Origin of the sequence: Gordonia crocea (genome assembly GCF_009932435.1) — a bacterium.
Lineage (GTDB): Bacteria > Actinomycetota > Actinomycetes > Mycobacteriales > Mycobacteriaceae > Gordonia > Gordonia crocea.
In genome coordinates this window covers 1,329,797-1,346,398 of the sequence record NZ_BJOU01000001.1, presented here as the reverse complement: position 1 = coordinate 1,346,398, position 16,602 = coordinate 1,329,797, and the positions used below count along the sequence as shown (strand labels likewise).

Genomic DNA, 16,602 nt, shown 5'->3' with positions numbered 1-16,602 from the left:
GGCCCTGATTCTCGTCGAGTGGGCCCTGATTCTCGTCGAGTGGGCCCTCACCGCGTCGGTCCGACGACCTATCCACCATGTCCGAATTGATAGCGTGGCGGGGTGAAGTACGCCGTCATCATCGTCATCGCGCTACTGCTGATCATCACCGTCGCCGTCGTGTTCAACGTGCTCAGCGCCCGCGCCGCGCGCCAGGCCGAGGCTGACGCGTTGCGCAACCGGACGTACCGTCCTGGTGACCCGTTTTCCACCGCCGACGACGATGCGGTGCGCGGCGACCCCCGTCAGCTCAAGCCCGCCGACCTCGTCGACATCCGGGGCACCACCTATGCGGTTCGCGGCGTCATCCGCTTCACCCAGGACGGGTACAACTGGATCGAGGCCCACCTGGACACCGGAACCGGGCTGCGCGGGTGGCTCTCCGTCGAGGACGACCCCGACCTCGAGGTGGTGCTGTGGACCGAGCTCTCCGGCGTCATCTTGACCCCCGGCCCCGCGTCGGTGGAGTTCGAAGGCCGCCGCTACCTCCACGACGAAGACGGCTCGGCGCGCTTCACCTCCGCGGGCACCACCGGGGTGGCGAGCAGCGGAACCATGCGCTACCACGACTACCAGGCCGGGGACGCACGCTTCTCCTTTGAGGACTATGGCTCCGGGTGGGAGGCGGCCCGCGGCGAGGTCCTCGCCCGCAGCGAGTTCCGCATCTACCCGTCGACCCCGGCACCCGAGGGCCCGCGGTGAGCGATCCCCTCGAGTTGGGCGGTGCCTTCGTCGATACCCGTGCCGCCGACTTGGCGTTGAGTCTCGACGTCGACGACCAGCCCGCCTTGGCCACCCGTACGGCGCGGTTGGGGGTCTTCGACATCGAACTGCGCCTCCTCGGGGCCAGTCACCAGGTCGTCGTGAACGGCGCCGGCGGGCCGCTGCGCGAGACGGTTGCCTGCCTGCCCGGCGTTGATCCGTTCCTACCCGCGCAGTGGTCGCGCGACGACTATGCCTTTCGCGCCGACGTCTCCACCCACAACGACGAGGCGCTGACCACCCTCATCAAGCACCTCGGCCACCAGATCGACGCCGCGGACCGGCGATCGGTGGGCTTGATCGGCTGTTATCCGGGTCGGCCGCTCGCCGTCACCGCCATCCGGGCGACGCTCGACCTCGCGCAACCGGTTCTGCGCTGGGAGACGTGGCACACCTACCCCCAGGCCGGTGAAATCGTCTATACGACGAGCACCCTGTCCCAGTCGTCCGGAGACCGCCCCTGATGACCACGCCACCGTTCCCGCCGTTTCCGCCACCGCCGTTCCCACCCGACGACGACGGTCGCGGCGATGGCCTCCGGCGGGCCCGCAACTGGATCATCGGCATCATCTGCGTGCTCACCGTCGGCGCACTGGCGACGACCTGTGCGATCGACGGCGGGTTCCGCGGCCGCGACGCCCGGGCCTACGTGCAGAAGACCTATCAGCGCAACGCCGCCCTCGACGAGGGGAACGTCGTCGCCTATGTGGCCAACGCCGATCCGAAATCGGTGTCCGACGCGATCACGACGGAGGAGCGCCCCACCGATCGGCGCACCGGCGCAACCCAGGTCGGCAACATCGCCGGGTCGACGTTCCTGCAGTATCCGGACTACCTCATCGGCGTTTTCCCCTACGGGGCCGACAAGTCTCGGGTGATGGTCAGCAAGGACTACCGCACCGGGTACAACCACTATCACAGCTACGTCGGCAGCTATTGGGTGCCGACTCCGCACTACTCCGGCCGCGGGAACAGCTACCGCGGCGGCGGTAGTGGCGCCGGCAAATAGACCGATCCACGACGAGACGAGGAACAACCCATGACGACGCAGTTCGCCGACAACCTGATCGCCGCCAGCTCCTACTCGGCGGTGGGCATCACGGCCATGGCCGTCGGATTCGTGGTGCTCGACCTGTTGACGCCGGGAAACCTGCGCGCGCAGGTGTGGGTGGACCGCAACCGCAATGCCGCCACCCTCGTCGGATCCAACCTGGCCAGCGTCGCGATTATCGTCGTGGCAGCGATCATCGCCAGCGAGGGCGGACTGGCCCGCGGGCTGCTCTACACCGCGGCGTACAGCGTTCTGGGCCTGGTGGCGATGGCGGTCACCTTCGGGCTGCTCACCCTGGTGACGCCCGGCAGGATCGGCGACGCGTTGATGGACACCGAACCCAACCCCGCGGTTCGCGTCCACGCGGTCCTCCACATCGCGGCTGCGTGCATCATTGCTGCCTCCATCCTCTGACGCCGAAACGCCGACGACGACCAGGTCCACCGGTCGTCGCCGGGTTGCGCGTGCCGCACTGCTCGCCGTCGTCTTCGTCTGTGCCGCATGCGGTTTGGTGTACGAGCTCGCCCTGGTGTCGCTGGGTTCGTACCTGATCGGCAATACCGCCACCCAGGCGTCGATCGTGCTCGCGGTCATGGTCTTCGCGATGGGTGTCGGGTCGTTGGCGGCCAAACCGTTGCAGCACCGCCCGGTGGTGTGGTTCGCCGCCGTCGAGCTGACACTCGCCCTACTCGGCGGACTCTCGGTCATGGCGCTCTACGCGGCGTTCGCCTACCTGTCGCTGTACACCGCGGCCCTGGTCGTCGTCGCCTTCATCCTCGGTCTGTTGATCGGCGCAGAGATCCCCCTGCTGATGGTGCTGTTGCAACGGATTCGACGCCAAGACGCCGGATCGGCCGTCGCCGACCTGTTCGCCGCGGACTACATCGGCGCCCTCCTCGGCGGCCTGGCATTCCCATTCCTGCTACTCCCGGTGTTCGGCCAGCTTCGCGGGGCGATCGTCGTCGGACTCGTGAACGCCGTCGCGGGTCTCCTCCTGGTGCTGGTCTTGTTCCGGCGCGACCTGTCCCGTCGTGGCGCCACCGCGGTCGGCCTGGGCGCGACCGCGGTCATCGCGATCCTGGTGGCCGCCTTCGCCTATTCGACGACCTTCGAGATCACCGCTCGCCAAGCCCTGTATCGCGATCCGATCGTCGTGGCCCAGCAGACGAAGTATCAGGACATCGTGATGACCGCCAGCCGCACCCGGGGCGGCGAGGAGGACATCCGACTGTTCCTCAACGGGGACCTCCAGTTCGCCTCGGCCGACGAGTACCGGTACCACGAGGCGCTGGTCCACCCGGTGATGGCCGCGCACCCGAGGCGCGTGCTGATCCTCGGTGCCGGCGACGGATTAGCCCTGCGCGAGGTGCTGACCTATCCCACCGAATCGATCACCCTCGTCGAACTCGACCCGACGATGATCGAGTTGGCACGCACCGATCCGCGGCTCACGCGCCTCAACCGCGGTTCGATGAACGACCCGCGCGCACGGGTGGTGGCCGCCGATGCCTTCCACTGGCTGCGCCACACCGACGAGAAGTTCGACGCCGTCGTCGTCGACATGCCCGACCCGGATGAGACCGCGACGGCCAAGCTCTACTCCACCGAGTTCTACGCGCTGGTCTCCGCACACCTGGCACCCGGCGGAACCATGGCCATCCAAGCCGGTTCGCCGTACTTCGCGCCCCGGTCGTTCTGGTGCATCGGCGCAACCCTGGCCGACGCGGGGCTGCAGACACTGCCGTATCACGTCGACGTGCCGTCGTTCGGGGACTGGGGCTTCTTCCTGGCCGCGCGCGGTCGGCCCGTGCTCCGCGTGAATCCGACGACGACAACCCGCTTCCTCACCGACGACGAACTCCGCGCCGCAGCGGTCTTCCCGCGCGACCGCCCACCGTTGGCCATGCCGCCGTCGACGCTCATGGACCCGCGGATCCTGCGCTACGCACAGGGCGAGTGGAAGCAGTACTAGGGCCCACTCGACGGATTTGAGGGCCCACTCGACGGATTTGAGGGCCCACTCGACGGATTTGAGGGCCCACTCGACGGATTTGAGGGCCCACTCGACGGATTTGAGGGCCCACTCGGCGGACCGGCAGATCAGTACGCGGAGATCTGGACCGACATCCCCGGGTCGGTGGCGACGGTCAACGGCGACGGCGGGGCGCCGCCGGCGATGACGTGGGCGCCCAGCGTCGCGATCATCACCCCGTTGTCGGTACACAACCGCGGCTTGGGCACCCGCAGCGTGATCCCCTCGGCGTCGCACCGCTCCTGCGCCAGCGATCGGATGCGCGAGTTCGCGGTGGCCCCGCCGCCCAACACCAGGGTCGAGACGTCGAAATCCCGGCAGGCCCGGATCGCCTTCATGGTGAGCACGTCGGCGACGGCCTCCTGGAACGACGCGGCGACGTCGGCCATCGGCACCGGCTCGCCGCGGCGCTCGCACCCCTCGACATACCGGGCGACGGCGGTCTTCAACCCGCTGAACGAGAAGTCGTACCGGGCGTCGCGCGGACCGGTCATGCCGCGCGGGAAGGCGATCGCGGCCAGATCGCCGCCGTCGGCCAGCCGGTCGATCGCGGGCCCGCCCGGGTACCCCAGGCCGAGCAGCCGGGCGACCTTGTCGAAGGCCTCCCCCGCCGCATCGTCGACGGTGGTGCCCAGTTCCTCGATCGGTTCGCCCAGATCGCTCACCCGCAGCAGGTGGGTGTGCCCACCGGAAACCAGCAGGGCGATACACGGCGGCATCGGGCCGTGCTCCAACGTGTCGACGGCGACGTGCCCGCCCAGGTGGTTGACCGCATACAGCGGGACGTCCCAGGCCAGGGCGTAGGCCTTGGCCGCGGCCACGCCGACGAGCAGCGCCCCGGCCAGCCCCGGGCCGATCGTCACCGCGATCGCGTCGGGCTTCTCGATACCGGCGGCGGCGAGGGCGCGGCGCATCGTCGGCACCATCGCCTCCAGGTGCGCCCGCGATGCCACCTCGGGCACCACGCCGCCGTAGCGGGCATGTTCGGCCACCGACGAGGCGACCTCGTCGGCGAGCAACCGGACCGGCCCGTCGGGTGCGGCCGGGTCCCACGCCACGATCCCCACCCCGGTCTCGTCGCAGGAGCTTTCGATGCCCATCACAATCAGCGGCTCACTCATCGGGATCCTCCGGGGTCGTCCCACTCGCCTGGGACGGGCGGATCATGGTGAACGCGTCCGCCCCCGACGGTTGGTAATAGCCTTTGCGCACACCGGATTTCGCGAATCCGACGCTCTCGTACAACGCGATGGCCGGGTCGTTGTCGACGCGGACCTCGAGGAACACCGGGGCGTCGAGACGATCGGCGACGGCGAGCATCTCGTCCAACAGCAGCCGCCCGATCCCGCGCCCCCGGTGGGTCGGCGCCACCGCGATGGTGTGGATCTCACACTCGTGGTCGTCGTTGGGTCCGAGGATGGAGATCCCGGCATAGCCGATCGGCGGTGCGCCGAGGGCTTCGCGCGCGGCGAAGTAGCGGTTGTACGGTGCGTTCAGCTCGGCCCGGAAGGCGGCGGCCGGCCAGGGCGAGTCGCCGGCGAACATGGTCTTCTCCAGTTCGGCGCAGCGCCCGACGTCGGCCTTCTTGAGTTCGTCGACGACGACAGCGCCGCCGGTTTCCGCGGGGATGGTCACGGGGTCGCCCGCTTCTTCTTCTGGTCGGCCAGCTCCACCGCGTCGGGCCGCCGCAGGTACAGCGGTACGAGCGGCTCGGGGGCCTCGCCGTCGAGCACCGCCGGTGCCGCCACGGCCGCCAGGCCGGCGACATCCGGGGCGGCCTCGACTCCGTCCCACCCGGTGTCGGGCAGGAGTGCCGGCACTCCCGCGACCAGGTCGATCGATGCGCCGTCGAGCGTCTCGAGCAGTGCCGCCGGGGCCATCACACCGGGGCCGTCGACCCGCTCGCCGTCGGCGTAGCGCGCCGAGTAGACCTCGCGGCGGCGCGCATCGGTGACGACGAGGACCGACGAGGCGGCCCGGTCGCCCACCGCGGCCGCAATCGCATCGAGGCTGCACACGCCGTAGACGGGGATGCCCAGGGCATCGCCGTAGGCCGCCGCAGTGGCCATCCCGACCCGCAGACCGGTGAACGGACCCGGTCCGCACCCGACGACCACGGCATCCAGATCCGCACCCCGCCAACCGGATTCGTCCAGACACTCCCTCATCAACGACGTGAGTGTCTCGGCATGACGGCGCTGATCGGCGACGACGCGGGAGGCGGCGACGGTGACGCCCGCTGCGCCGATGACGGCCACACCGGTGACCATCGCGTGCGTCGCGGTGTCGATGACGAGGATGCGGCGGTCACTCATCGCGACCACCGCCACTGCGCGACGCGGATATCGGACTCGGGTTCCCGCGTCAGACTGACCAGCAGGTGGTCGCCGGCCAGGCGCTCGGCCACCCCGGCCCCCCATTCCACGACGACCACGGAGTCGGTCAGATCGGTGTCGAGGTCGAGGGCGTCGAGCTCGTCGAGGATTGCCATGCCGTCCCCCTCCGCGCCTCCCAGGCGATAGGCGTCGACGTGGACCATACCCGGCCGGCCGGGTCCGCCGGCACGGTGCGCGCGGGCGATCACGAACGTCGGCGAGGTGATCCGCCCGACCACGCCCAGGCCGGCGCCGATGCCGCGGGCCAGAGCGGTCTTCCCCGCCCCCAACGGACCGTCGAGGATGACGAGGTCACCGGCGCGCAACGTGGCGGCCAGCTCCCGTCCGAAATTTTCGGTGTCGGCGACCTCGGGCAGCTGAACGCGCCCGGGAGCCTCCCGGTTCACCGCCACCGGTCCCACCAGTGGTGGCGCACCGGCTCCCGCTGCGGGACCGGGTCCAGCGCGGGCATCGCGGCCACAGGCTCAGCCGCCGCCCGCGCAGCCAACTGCTCACGAACCCGGGTGACGAGTTCGTCGAGCAGTTCGTCGACCTCGGTGGGCCGCTCCATCTGCACCATGTGCCCGGCTCCCTGGACGATGGTGAGCCGGCAGTTCTCCCCCAGTGCGCCGTAGAGCGAGTAGGAGTTCGGGAACGGGGTCATGCAGTCCTCGTCGCCGCAGATCACGACGCTGGGGACCGTCGCCAGAGTGGGCAGTCCGGCCGACTCGTCGTGCACCTCGAGGACGTTGAGGAAGGACACGATCGTGCGCAGCGGGGTCTGGCGGATCATCCGTTCGACGGCCCGCGCGGCGGCCGGGCTGTAGAAGTCGGGGCCGAAACTCGCCGCCAGCAGCACCGGCTCCAGCGCCCGGCGGGCCCGGGTCCGGCCGGCCTGGATGAACCACGGCGCCCGGCGCACGGCCAGTCGGAACGCGCTGACCGCCGGGTTGCGCAGGCCCGCGCCGACCCCTGCCTCGGTGATGCCGCGGGCGGCCGTGGCCACCAGGCCCACCCCCACGACGCGACCGGTGGTGAACAGCTCCGGGTGGCGGCGGGCCAGCGCCATGGTCGCCATCCCGCCCATGGAATGCCCGATGACCACGACCGGCCCGGGCGGCGCCAGCGCGCGCAGGACCGCCGCCACGTCGTCGCCGAGCTGGGCCATCGTCGCCGACTCCGGCGGTGCGGGATCGCTGCGCCCGTGTCCACGGTGGTCGAAGAACACCAGCCGCGTCCTGTCCCCCCAGGCGCGCGCCAGCGCGGTCCGCTGGAAGTACCAGGAACTCATCCGCAGCGAGAAGCCGTGGACGAAGACCACGGTCAGCGTCGGATCGGTGTCGCCGTTGACCACGCGGGCGGCCAGCCGGACCCCGTCGTCGGCGACGACGGAGTACTCGTCCTCGCGGTACATCGAGTCGAAATGGATGTCGGCAAACGGATCGGTCTTCCCGGCGCGGGCCTGCGTCACCTGCCGGGTCACCCCGGTGGCGGCGAGACTGCCCAGGGTGGAAACCCCGGCCGACGGCTTGAGCCGCCGCCCCGGCCCGGTCATGACCGACCACCGCCCGCACCGCCGGCGGTGGGGCCGCCTACGGTGTCATCGCCGGCGACAGGGCCGCCTACGTAGCGCCGTTCGATCCGGGAACCGATCCCGGTGACGATCTCGTAGTCGATGGTCCCGGTCAGATCGGCCCATTCCCGGGCCGTCGGCCCCCCGTCGGCGCCCGTCCCGAATACCTCCACGGCATCCCCCTCGGCGACGCCGCCGCCCTCGTCGGGACCCAGGTCGACGACGAACTGGTCCATGCAGATCCGCCCGACCCCGGGGAAGTCGCGGCCGTTGATCCGCACCCGCAACCGCCCGCTCAGCGCCCGCGGCACCCCGTCGGCGTATCCGACCGGGATGACCGCGACGGTCGTGTCGGCGGGTGCGATGTAGGTGTGGCCGTAGGAGATCCCGCCGCCGGCGGGCACGCGTTTGACCAGCGACACCGTCGTCGCCAGCGTCATCGCCGGGATCAGGTCGGCGTCGCTGTGCTGCGGTACCGGGTTGAGCCCGTACAGCGCGACTCCAGGCCGGACGGCGTCGAAGGCCAGGTCCGGGCGGGTCAGGGCGGCGGGCGAGTTGGCGGCGTGGACGATCTCGGGGACGGCCCCGACGGCGCGCAGATCGGCGACGGCGGACCGAAGGGCCTGCGCCTGGTGGTCGTTGGCGGGGTTGGCGGGTTCGTCGCCACAGGCCAGGTGCGTCATCACCCCGCGCAGTGCGACGGCGCCGGCCGCCCGCGCCCGGGCGAGATCGTCGACGAAGGACTCCCATTCGTCGGCGGCCACCCCGCTGCGGTTCATCCCGGTGTCGACCTTGACCGTCACGGTCGCCGTCTCGCCGTGGCGGCCGGCCGCGTCGACGACCGCGGCGAGCTGGCGCGCCGAGGAGACCGCGATGTCGAGGCCCGCGGCGATGGCGACGGCGAAGTCGGTGTCGCGGGTGTGCAGCCACGCCGTGATCGGGCCGGGGATCCCGGCCTCGCGCAGCGCGAGGGCCTCGCGGATGTGGGCGACGCCCAGGCCGTTGGCGCCCGCGTCGACGAGGGTCCGTGCAACCGGTACCGCACCGTGCCCGTAGCCGTCGGCCTTGACCACCGCGAGAACCCCCGCCCCCGCACCGTCGGCGATGGTGCGGAGGTTGTGGGCGATGGCTGCCAGGTCAACGGTGGCGGCGCCCAGGGCGGGAGTGCTGGAGAAGGAGTGCATCAGCGCAATTGTCTCAGATCGACGCGGATACGGGGCTCATGCACCGCTGGCGCGCAACACCCTGATCGCGTCGCTGATGGCCGCTACCAGCGCCGATGCTCCGATCGGCGCGCCGGGTCGGCCGGCGGCAATGTGGGCGGCGACACTGTGGGCGCGCGCTCCCATGGCCGCGGCGAGGGCCGGCGGGAGCCCGGTGGCGAGCAGGGCGCCGACGATTCCGGAGAGGGCGTCGCCGGATCCGGCCGTGGCCGCCCACGACGACCCGGCCTCGTTGACCAGCACGGTGTCCGGGTCATCGGGGCCGGCGATCAGCGTGGCGCGCCCCTTGAGGAGCACCGTCGCACCGAGGTCGGCGGCGCAGGCCCGCACCGCCTCGACCCGGTCGGCACCCACCTCGGCGCCGGTCAAGCGGGCGAACTCCCCCGCGTGCGGGGTCAGCAGGGTCGGGGCGGACCGGGGCGCGAGAAGGTCGGGGTTTTGCGCCAGCAGCGTGATCCCGTCGGCGTCGACGAGGACGGGGACATCGGCGGCCAGCACCGTGCGCAACCGGGCGCGGGCATCCACGTCGGTGCCGAACCCGGGCCCGACGATCCAGGCCTGGACCCGACCGGCCTCCTCGGGTTCGCCGACCGCTACCACTTCCGGGTGGTGGTCGACGACGGCGGCGGCCGCGGGCCCCGCATAGCGCGTCATCCCCGACGTCGCCGCGATCGCCGCCCCGGTGCACAGCAGCGCCGCCCCGGGGTAGACCGCCGAACCGGCGACGATCCCCACGACGCCCTGGCGGTACTTGTCGTCGAACGGTCCGGGGACCGGCCAGGCGGCCCCGACCTGCGCGTCGGACAGCGACTGCAGGACCGCGTCGCGACCCGCGCCGGGGTCCAGTCCGATGTCGACGACGACGAGCCGCCCGCATTGCGGTGCGGCGAGCACGTGGGCGCGGCGCGGCAATCCGAAGGTCACCGTCAGGTCGGCGCGCACCGCCGGTTCGTTGACCACCCCGGTGTCGGCGTCGACCCCCGAGGGCAGGTCGACGGCAACCACCGTCGCCGACGGCGACAGGGCACGCGCGGCGCCGAGCACGGCGGCCGCGGCCGGGCGCAACGGCCCCGACCCGCCGATCCCGACGATCCCGTCGACGAGGACGTCGAGTTCCCCGAACTCGACGACCACCCGTCCCCCGGTGCGCCGCAGCGCGGCCAGGCCGCCCGGATGCGCTTTGGCCGGGTCCAGCAAGACCGCGGACACCGCCACACCGCGCCGGGCCAGCAGTGCCCCCGCGTACAGAGCGTCGCCGCCGTTGTCGCCGGATCCGACGACGAGGCCGGCGCGCCGGCCGTAGACCCCGCCGGTGTCGCGCAGGTGGTTGAGGATGGCCGACGCCAGCCCGTGGGCGGCGCGGCCCATCAGCACCCCGTTCGCGAGCAGTCCCGTCGCGGCCTCCGCGGCGCGGATCTGCGCGACGGTCGGATACCTGCTCACCGGCAGCACCTCCTGTCCCGGTGACCGCGTCGCCGTCATACCGACAACCATGCCCGATCGTGCCGCCACGGTCATCGATTCCGGGTACAGCGAACCGCGACGACTTCACCTGGGGTGCTGCCCGATTGCGCCAGCGGCTCACCGTCGGGCGAGAAGATCGTCGACCTGCCCAGGGTTTCGGAGAAGCCGCCACCGGTCGCCCAGGCGAAACCGGCGAACGCGACATAGGAACGGCAGGCGCGGGCGATGACGGTTCCCCGCGCGTCTTGTTCCGCGCGCTCGTCAGGCCGGTGGACCAGACCGGCCGCGTAGACGTCGACGTCGAGCGCCGTGACTGCCGCAATGTGCTGTGCCGAGCCGGTGTCCTTACAGATTCCCAATCCGATACGCCACCCGTCGACGTCGATCACCACAGGTCCGGGCCCGCGAGTGAACCGAGTCGACTCGCTCTCGCCGAGCATCTGCTTGCGATAAGCGATCTCGACGCCACTACCGTCGACGCGAAAGGTGGCGATGAATAGCTTGTTCCCGTCTCGGACGGGTGCACCCACCAGCGCGACGACATCGGATTGCGCACAAGCATCGACGATGGCGTCCAGGTCCCCGCCATCGGCGGACACCGGCGACGCGTCCAGTGCGTAGCCGGTCAACGACATCTCGGGGAAGACCACCACCCGCGCCCCGGCGGTCCGTACCGCCCGAGCGTGCTCCAGCGCGTTGGTCGTGACGGCACCCGCGCGAGTCGGCGGCTGAGCCACCGCCAGCGAGAGCGAGACCATCCGGCGCTACTCGACGGTGACGGACTTGGCCAGGTTGCGCGGCTTGTCGACGTCGTAGCCGCGTTCGTCGGCGACGGTGGCCGCGAACACCTGCAGCGGGATCGTCGACACCAGCGGTTGCAGCAGCGTCGAGGTGTGCGGGATGGGGATGAAGTGGTCGGCCACCGCGCGGGCGGCCTCGTCGTCGGACTCGGCGATGACGATGGTCTCGGCGCCGCGCGCCTGGATCTCGCGGATGTTGCTGACCATCTTCGAGTGCAGCACCGAGCGCCCCTCTCGCGACGGCATCACGACGAACACCGGCAGACCGGATTCGATGAGCGCGATCGGCCCGTGCTTGAGCTCGCCGGCGGCGAAACCCTCGGCGTGGATGTAGGCCAGCTCCTTGAGCTTGAGCGCCCCCTCCAGGGCCACCGGGTACCCGACGTGGCGCCCGAGGAACAGCACGGTGTCCCGGTCGGCCATCGTCCGGGCCAGTTCTCGCACCGGATCCATCGAGTCCAGCATCTCCTGGACCGCCGTGGTCACCGCCTCCATCTCGGCGAACTCGCGGGCCACCTCGTCGGTGAACTTGGTGCCGCGCGCTTGCGCCAGCGCCAGCCCGACCAGGTAGGCCGCCACGATCTGCGCGAGGAAGCACTTGGTGGAGGCGACGCCGATCTCGGGGCCGGCGTGGGTGTAGAGCACCGCGTCGGACTCGCGCGGGATCTGCGCGCCGTTGGTGTTGCAGATCGCGAGGACCTTGGCGTTCTGGTCCTTGGCGTGGCGGACCGCCTCGAGGGTGTCGGCCGTCTCCCCCGACTGCGAGATCGCGACGACGAGGGTGGCGCGGTCCAGCACCGGGTCGCGGTAGCGGAACTCGCTGGCCAGCTCGACCTCGACGGGCAGCCGCGTCCAGTGCTCGATGGCGTACTTGGCCAGCATCCCGGCGTGGTAGGCGGTACCACAGGCGACGACGAACACCTTGGTGACGTCGCGCAGGTCGTCGTCGGAGATCCGCTGCTCGTCGAGGACGATGTGACCGTCGCGCAGGTGACCCATCAGCGTGTTGCTCAGCGCGTCGGGCTGCTCGGCGATCTCCTTCTCCATGAAGTAGTCGTAGCCGCCCTTCTCGGCGGCGGCGAGGTCCCAGTCGATGTGGAACGGCTTGCCGGTGCGCGGGGCGCCGTCGAAGTCGGTGATCGTATAGCTGTCGGCGGTGATCACCACGACCTCGTCCTGGCCGAGCTCGACCGCGTCGCGGGTGTGCTCGATGAACGCGGTGACATCGGACCCGACGAACATCTCGCCGTCGCCGACGCCGACGACGAGCGGCGTCGAGCGGCGGGCCGCGACGATGGTGTCCGGGTGGTCGGCGTGGGTGAAGACGAGGGTGAAGGCCCCCTCCAGGCGCCGCAGGACGGCGTAGGCGCTGGCGACGAAGTCGCCGGCGGTCTTACCCGAGAGGTAGGCGCGCTCCACCAGGTGCACGGCGGTCTCGGTGTCGGTGTCGGAACCGAATTCGACGCCGGCGGTCTCCAGTTCGGCCCGCAGCGGCGCATAGTTCTCGATGATGCCGTTGTGGACCACCGCGACCTTGCCGTCGACGGAGGTGTGCGGGTGCGCGTTGCGGTCGGTCGGCTTGCCGTGGGTTGCCCAGCGGGTGTGGCCCATACCGGTGGTCCCGGTCAGGCGTGCGGGGTCGACCGAGGCGATCTGCTTGTCGAGGTTCTCCAGCCGGCCGGCCTTCTTCTCCACGACCAGGCCACCGGCACCGTCCAGGATCGCCACTCCGGCGGAGTCGTAACCGCGGTACTCCATCCGACGCAACGCGTCCACGACGATCTGCAGCGCCTGGCGCTTGCCCACGTACCCGACGATTCCGCACATAGCTATCCAGGGTACCTAGCGTCCGCGTAGCGCCCGAATCGCCGACAGCGGCCCGCCCTTCTGCGCGGTGATCGGCCCGCTGAGCAGCTTCTCCACGTGGGGCCGGTCGTCGGTGTCCGGTTCATCGGGGTCGACGTTGACCACGGCACCCAACACCTCGTCGGCGTCGGTGAACGCCGCGTACTCGTCGTCGCCGCCGATGGTGGCCAGGAAGAACCCGGTCAGCAGGGTGCGCACGGTGGCGTGGGTGGCCTTGTCCGCCCCGTTGATGCCGATCAGCGATTTGATCCCGCGCCGCTGCAGCAGGCCGCGCTCGGAGGCGCCCGGGATGACGCGCAACGTCACCGGGCCCGCCAACTCCCGTGCCAGCGGGAGCGGGTTGGCGTCGACGGTGTCGAGGTGGCCGTCGACGGCGAGCACCATGGCCGGCGCGCCGACGGTCGGGGCGGCCGCCGCGGCGGTGGCGGTGGACGGTGCCGGGAAGACGGCGGCCAATGCGTTCACCGCAACCGGCTCGGTGGCCGCCAACACATCGGTCCCGGCGGCGAGGACGGCTGCCGAGGCACCGAATCCGTGTCCCGCGTAGCCGCGCCGACCGGCGTCGACGGTGATCGATTCGGCCAGGCCGAGCCGCACCGTGGGCAGGGTTGCCGCCGCCGTGCGCAGACCGGCCGCGAGCGCCACGTCGGAGGGTGCCAGACCCCGCTCGACGTCGGGTGCGGCGACGACGATGCCGTGTGTCGCCAGGTGGAACAGCAGGTCGCGGTAGCGGGCGGCGTCGGCCATCCAGGCGTGGGCGAAGACCACCAGGGGCAGGCCGGTCCCCCGATCCGGGGTAAATAGCTGGCCGGGGACACCGACGAAGCCGAGGTCGCCGCGCAACACCTTGTGCGGTCCGCGCCGGGCGAGCCGGGTCATCAGTTCGTCGGGCGGCGGTGCGGGTTCACTTCTTCTGCCGAACACCCCTCAAAGCCTAGGCCCATCGGCTGGCCGGGGTGCAGCAGACGGTCCTGCGGGTCGTCTGAATGCGGACGGTTCCGTCTGCCGCAGAACCGCGTACGTCGGTCAACACCATGCTGGTGGCGCCGCCCTCCTCAACTCCGGGCACCAAGCCTCAATACAGCGCGGGGACGGTACCGAACGCCTTCGGCGGGCCCTCCAATCCGCCGGCACTGTGGGCGATGATCATCGCCTACGTCAAAGGCCGAGTGGCCCAACGGGCACCAGGACCAACTGCGCGCCGCAGCCAACGCGTGGCGCGAAGCTGGCCGCACGATCACCGCTTCGGTCCAGTACCTCTCCGGGGCGTTGGAGAAGCTGCAAACCCAACGGGCCCCCGAGATCGCCGACATCACCACCGCCTTCACCACCCTCAACCAGCAATGCGTGGCGGTCGGGCAGCAGTTCGAAGCAATCGCACAAGCATGCGACGACTACGCGACCCACCTCGACAATGCTCACCACGAGATCATCCAAGCACTGATCGAATTCATCGCGATCACCGTCGCAATCGAGGCTGCTGCGGCCGCCGCAGCGGCAGCCTCCGGCGGCAGCTCCGCCGCAGCGGCACAAGGCCTCAATGAGGTCGAACTTGCCCTCACCGGCACACGCATCGCCCGCATCATCGACCTTTTCTGCGGCATAGTCAGAGGCCTCAGCCTCTTCGGCGGCAGGGTCACCCCCGCACTGGAAGCCTCCACCGCCAAACTCGCCAGCAAAGCTCATCTTTCTCCACGGAGGAAATCCCCGTCACAAGGATCTACATGGCGGCGACACCATGAGCTTCCTGGAGATGCTTGGCCCGGATTCACCAAAAGGTGAGTTGCTCAATTTCTTCCGTGGGCATGGCGTCGAATGACCGCCACACCCGACCGCGCAGGACGACTCCCCATCCACGCTTAGGCCCACCAGGCCGCGGAATGCAGCAGTCGCCGCGATGGTGAACCCGCCACCTGCCCGCGAGCGCCCGTCAGTAGCTCTGGGCCGCCGATCGTCGCCTCGCCGGTGTGCGTTTGTCCGGCTCGCTCGACGTCCTCGATCGCTGCCACTGTCTCGGCGACCACGGCCCGGATATGTGCGGTGACCTCCGACCCGCGCATCAGTGCCCGCCGATCAGGACCAGCTCCCCGTCGAGCTCGCCGAGTGCGCGATCGATCTGTTCGACGCCGGCGTGCGCGGTCCCGACGATCAAGCCGGCGGATTCGGCCGGGTCGAGGACCGGACCGTCGACGGAGTCCGGGTCCTCGGGGAATGTGTCAGCGGCCCCGCCCAGTGTCTCGGCGGCGACCCGGGCGACCCGTTCGCACACCGCGGTGACGCCCTGCCATGCCGCCTCGACCGCCGATCGGATTCCGTCGAGGACTTCCAGGTCGGCCCGCAACTTGTCCGGCAACGCGGCCAGCACGGCCAGCGGATCGTCATCGGCAGTGCCGGCCAGCTTCGTCGTACCGGCGTTGGCGCGCAGGGCGACCGTGTCGGCCCACTGGTATCGGAGTTCCCCGGCCGCGCTTCGCAGCAGACCGGCATCGGCGGCGAAGGCATCGAGATCGACGCCAACGATGCGCTGGGCCTCGGTCACCGGGTACCACCCCGTGACCGACTGGCGAGGTCGAGGATCCGGTGCGCCGCAGCAGAGTCGGCATCGGCGACGGCCCGACACTGTGCGGTGAGACCACGAGCGGCGCAGCGCAATTCGTCGGCGCGCTCAGACAACCGGGCCACCACCGCGTCGACGGCCGGCCGATAGCCCGGCGAGCCGCGCCGCAACCCGCCGTAAGCGCCGCCACGCAGAAGTGCGACCTGTTCGTCGATCGCGTCGGCGACGCGCCGACAATCCGCCGCCAACCGCGCCGCCTCGCCCGCATCGACCATGACCCCCGTTAGCGCCCCCATATCCCTTAGACGCAGCGCGGCGCCGAACGGTTCCATGTCGGGTCCCGGCGATTCGGGTGGATTCGGGTAGTGGACTACTCGTTCACCTCGACGCGCGGCACCCCATCCTCGGTTTACGGATCACACAACCGCGATCCCCGACAATCAGGAGGCATCATGCAAACCCGTGGCTTCGCAGCAATTCTGGCAACCGGCGCGGCACTGACCGGCGTCCTGTTGGGTACCGGCCAGGTGGCCGCCCAACCGGTGTTCACCGCATACGGCGGGGTCCGTAGCGTCACCGTCAACGCCCGCAATGACCAGCCCTACAACATCATGTGCGAGACGTGGATCGTGGGACAGAAGACGGGCGGTGACACGTTCACCGTGAACGCGCGGTCACGCAAGCAGGTCCGCCTCCGCACCACTCCCGGATGGAAAGAGGCGTGGCTGCACTGCGGCCGCGGTTCGGTGGGCGGCCCCGAGGTTGTCCGCCGCAGCCTCGGCCAGGTTCGGGTCCTCTGACCCTTCGATGCTCGGGGCGGCGGAGGGCATTTAGCCGCGGGGCGGCGGAGGGCACTAGCC

Annotated in this window: 18 protein-coding genes and 1 pseudogene; 7 read left to right on the top strand and 12 right to left on the bottom strand. The window is 70.6% G+C overall.

The features are described 5' to 3' along the window. Positions 1–102 precede the first annotated feature (102 nt). Genes nbrcactino_RS06405 through nbrcactino_RS06385 form a run of 5 tightly spaced genes read left to right on the top strand, consistent with a single transcriptional unit; the run spans position 103 to position 3,824 of the window. A complete protein-coding gene (locus nbrcactino_RS06405; RefSeq protein WP_161926600.1) occupies positions 103–741 on the top strand; it encodes a DUF4178 domain-containing protein in 639 nt (212 codons plus the stop codon). After that, positions 738–1,265 carry a DUF2617 family protein gene (locus tag nbrcactino_RS06400; protein WP_228460706.1) on the top strand — a complete coding sequence of 176 codons (528 nt, stop codon included), beginning with the start codon at positions 738–740 and terminating at the stop codon, positions 1,263–1,265. Before nbrcactino_RS06405 ends, nbrcactino_RS06400 begins: the two co-directional genes overlap by 4 nt. After that, entirely contained in the window at positions 1,265–1,810 is a 546-nt protein-coding gene (locus tag nbrcactino_RS06395) for a DUF4247 domain-containing protein (protein ID WP_161926599.1), read from the top strand. The genes nbrcactino_RS06400 and nbrcactino_RS06395 overlap by 1 nt, the downstream gene beginning before the upstream one ends. 30 nt (positions 1,811–1,840) lie before the next feature. Then, the gene (locus nbrcactino_RS06390; RefSeq protein ID WP_161926598.1) at positions 1,841–2,266 is read left to right on the top strand and encodes a DUF350 domain-containing protein; all 426 of its coding nucleotides are present in this window, start codon (positions 1,841–1,843) and stop codon (positions 2,264–2,266) included. Continuing rightward, a complete protein-coding gene (locus tag nbrcactino_RS06385) occupies positions 2,247–3,824 on the top strand; it encodes a polyamine aminopropyltransferase (protein WP_371864495.1) in 1,578 nt (525 codons plus the stop codon). The genes nbrcactino_RS06390 and nbrcactino_RS06385 overlap by 20 nt, the downstream gene beginning before the upstream one ends. 128 nt (positions 3,825–3,952) lie before the next feature. Here the strand turns inward: nbrcactino_RS06385 and tsaD are convergent, their stop codons facing one another. From tsaD to nbrcactino_RS06335, 10 genes are all read right to left on the bottom strand, one after another. Then, the gene (gene tsaD, locus nbrcactino_RS06380) at positions 3,953–4,993 is read right to left on the bottom strand and encodes a tRNA (adenosine(37)-N6)-threonylcarbamoyltransferase complex transferase subunit TsaD (RefSeq protein WP_161927624.1); all 1,041 of its coding nucleotides are present in this window, start codon (positions 4,991–4,993) and stop codon (positions 3,953–3,955) included. A 4-nt stretch (positions 4,994–4,997) separates the two neighbouring features. Continuing rightward, on the bottom strand, positions 4,998–5,519 hold the full coding sequence (gene rimI / locus nbrcactino_RS06375) for a ribosomal protein S18-alanine N-acetyltransferase (protein WP_228460705.1): 522 nt from the start codon (positions 5,517–5,519) through the stop codon (positions 4,998–5,000). After that, on the bottom strand, positions 5,516–6,199 hold the full coding sequence (gene tsaB, locus nbrcactino_RS06370) for a tRNA (adenosine(37)-N6)-threonylcarbamoyltransferase complex dimerization subunit type 1 TsaB (RefSeq protein ID WP_161926597.1): 684 nt from the start codon (positions 6,197–6,199) through the stop codon (positions 5,516–5,518). Before tsaB ends, rimI begins: the two co-directional genes overlap by 4 nt. Next, positions 6,196–6,666, bottom strand: a complete 471-nt coding sequence (tsaE, locus tag nbrcactino_RS06365; protein ID WP_161927622.1) for a tRNA (adenosine(37)-N6)-threonylcarbamoyltransferase complex ATPase subunit type 1 TsaE — start codon at positions 6,664–6,666, stop codon at positions 6,196–6,198. The genes tsaB and tsaE overlap by 4 nt, the downstream gene beginning before the upstream one ends. Next, complete coding sequence (locus nbrcactino_RS06360) at positions 6,663–7,814, bottom strand: alpha/beta fold hydrolase (RefSeq protein WP_161926596.1); 1,152 nt, start codon at positions 7,812–7,814, stop codon at positions 6,663–6,665. The genes tsaE and nbrcactino_RS06360 overlap by 4 nt, the downstream gene beginning before the upstream one ends. Beyond that, on the bottom strand, positions 7,811–9,016 hold the full coding sequence (gene alr, locus nbrcactino_RS06355) for an alanine racemase (protein ID WP_161926595.1): 1,206 nt from the start codon (positions 9,014–9,016) through the stop codon (positions 7,811–7,813). The genes nbrcactino_RS06360 and alr overlap by 4 nt, the downstream gene beginning before the upstream one ends. 36 nt (positions 9,017–9,052) lie before the next feature. Next, positions 9,053–10,504, bottom strand: coding sequence for an NAD(P)H-hydrate dehydratase (locus nbrcactino_RS06350; protein ID WP_161927621.1), 1,452 nt, complete (start codon positions 10,502–10,504; stop codon positions 9,053–9,055). Between the two features lie 65 nt (positions 10,505–10,569). Beyond that, positions 10,570–11,277, bottom strand: coding sequence for a carbon-nitrogen hydrolase family protein (locus nbrcactino_RS06345; RefSeq protein ID WP_161926594.1), 708 nt, complete (start codon positions 11,275–11,277; stop codon positions 10,570–10,572). Between the two features lie 6 nt (positions 11,278–11,283). Next, positions 11,284–13,146: a glutamine--fructose-6-phosphate transaminase (isomerizing) gene (glmS, locus tag nbrcactino_RS06340; RefSeq protein ID WP_161926593.1), complete on the bottom strand. Its 1,863-nt coding sequence runs from the start codon at positions 13,144–13,146 to the stop codon at positions 11,284–11,286. 15 nt (positions 13,147–13,161) lie between these two features. Then, positions 13,162–14,109: a dienelactone hydrolase family protein gene (locus nbrcactino_RS06335; RefSeq protein ID WP_228460704.1), complete on the bottom strand. Its 948-nt coding sequence runs from the start codon at positions 14,107–14,109 to the stop codon at positions 13,162–13,164. A gap of 252 nt (positions 14,110–14,361) precedes the next feature. Between nbrcactino_RS06335 and nbrcactino_RS06330 the strand changes: the two are divergent. Beyond that, positions 14,362–14,967 (top strand): annotated as a pseudogene (locus nbrcactino_RS06330) (WXG100-like domain-containing protein); the annotation flags it as partial. Between the two features lie 277 nt (positions 14,968–15,244). Here nbrcactino_RS06330 and nbrcactino_RS06325 read toward each other — a convergent pair. Continuing rightward, positions 15,245–15,724 carry a hypothetical protein gene (locus nbrcactino_RS06325; RefSeq protein WP_161926591.1) on the bottom strand — a complete coding sequence of 160 codons (480 nt, stop codon included), beginning with the start codon at positions 15,722–15,724 and terminating at the stop codon, positions 15,245–15,247. After that, the gene (locus nbrcactino_RS06320) at positions 15,721–16,017 is read right to left on the bottom strand and encodes a hypothetical protein (RefSeq protein ID WP_161926590.1); all 297 of its coding nucleotides are present in this window, start codon (positions 16,015–16,017) and stop codon (positions 15,721–15,723) included. The genes nbrcactino_RS06325 and nbrcactino_RS06320 overlap by 4 nt, the downstream gene beginning before the upstream one ends. Before the next feature lie 177 nt (positions 16,018–16,194). On the opposite strand from nbrcactino_RS06320, the gene nbrcactino_RS06315 reads away from it, so the two are divergent. Beyond that, on the top strand, positions 16,195–16,542 hold the full coding sequence (locus tag nbrcactino_RS06315) for a hypothetical protein (RefSeq protein ID WP_161926589.1): 348 nt from the start codon (positions 16,195–16,197) through the stop codon (positions 16,540–16,542). Positions 16,543–16,602: the final 60 nt, after the last annotated feature.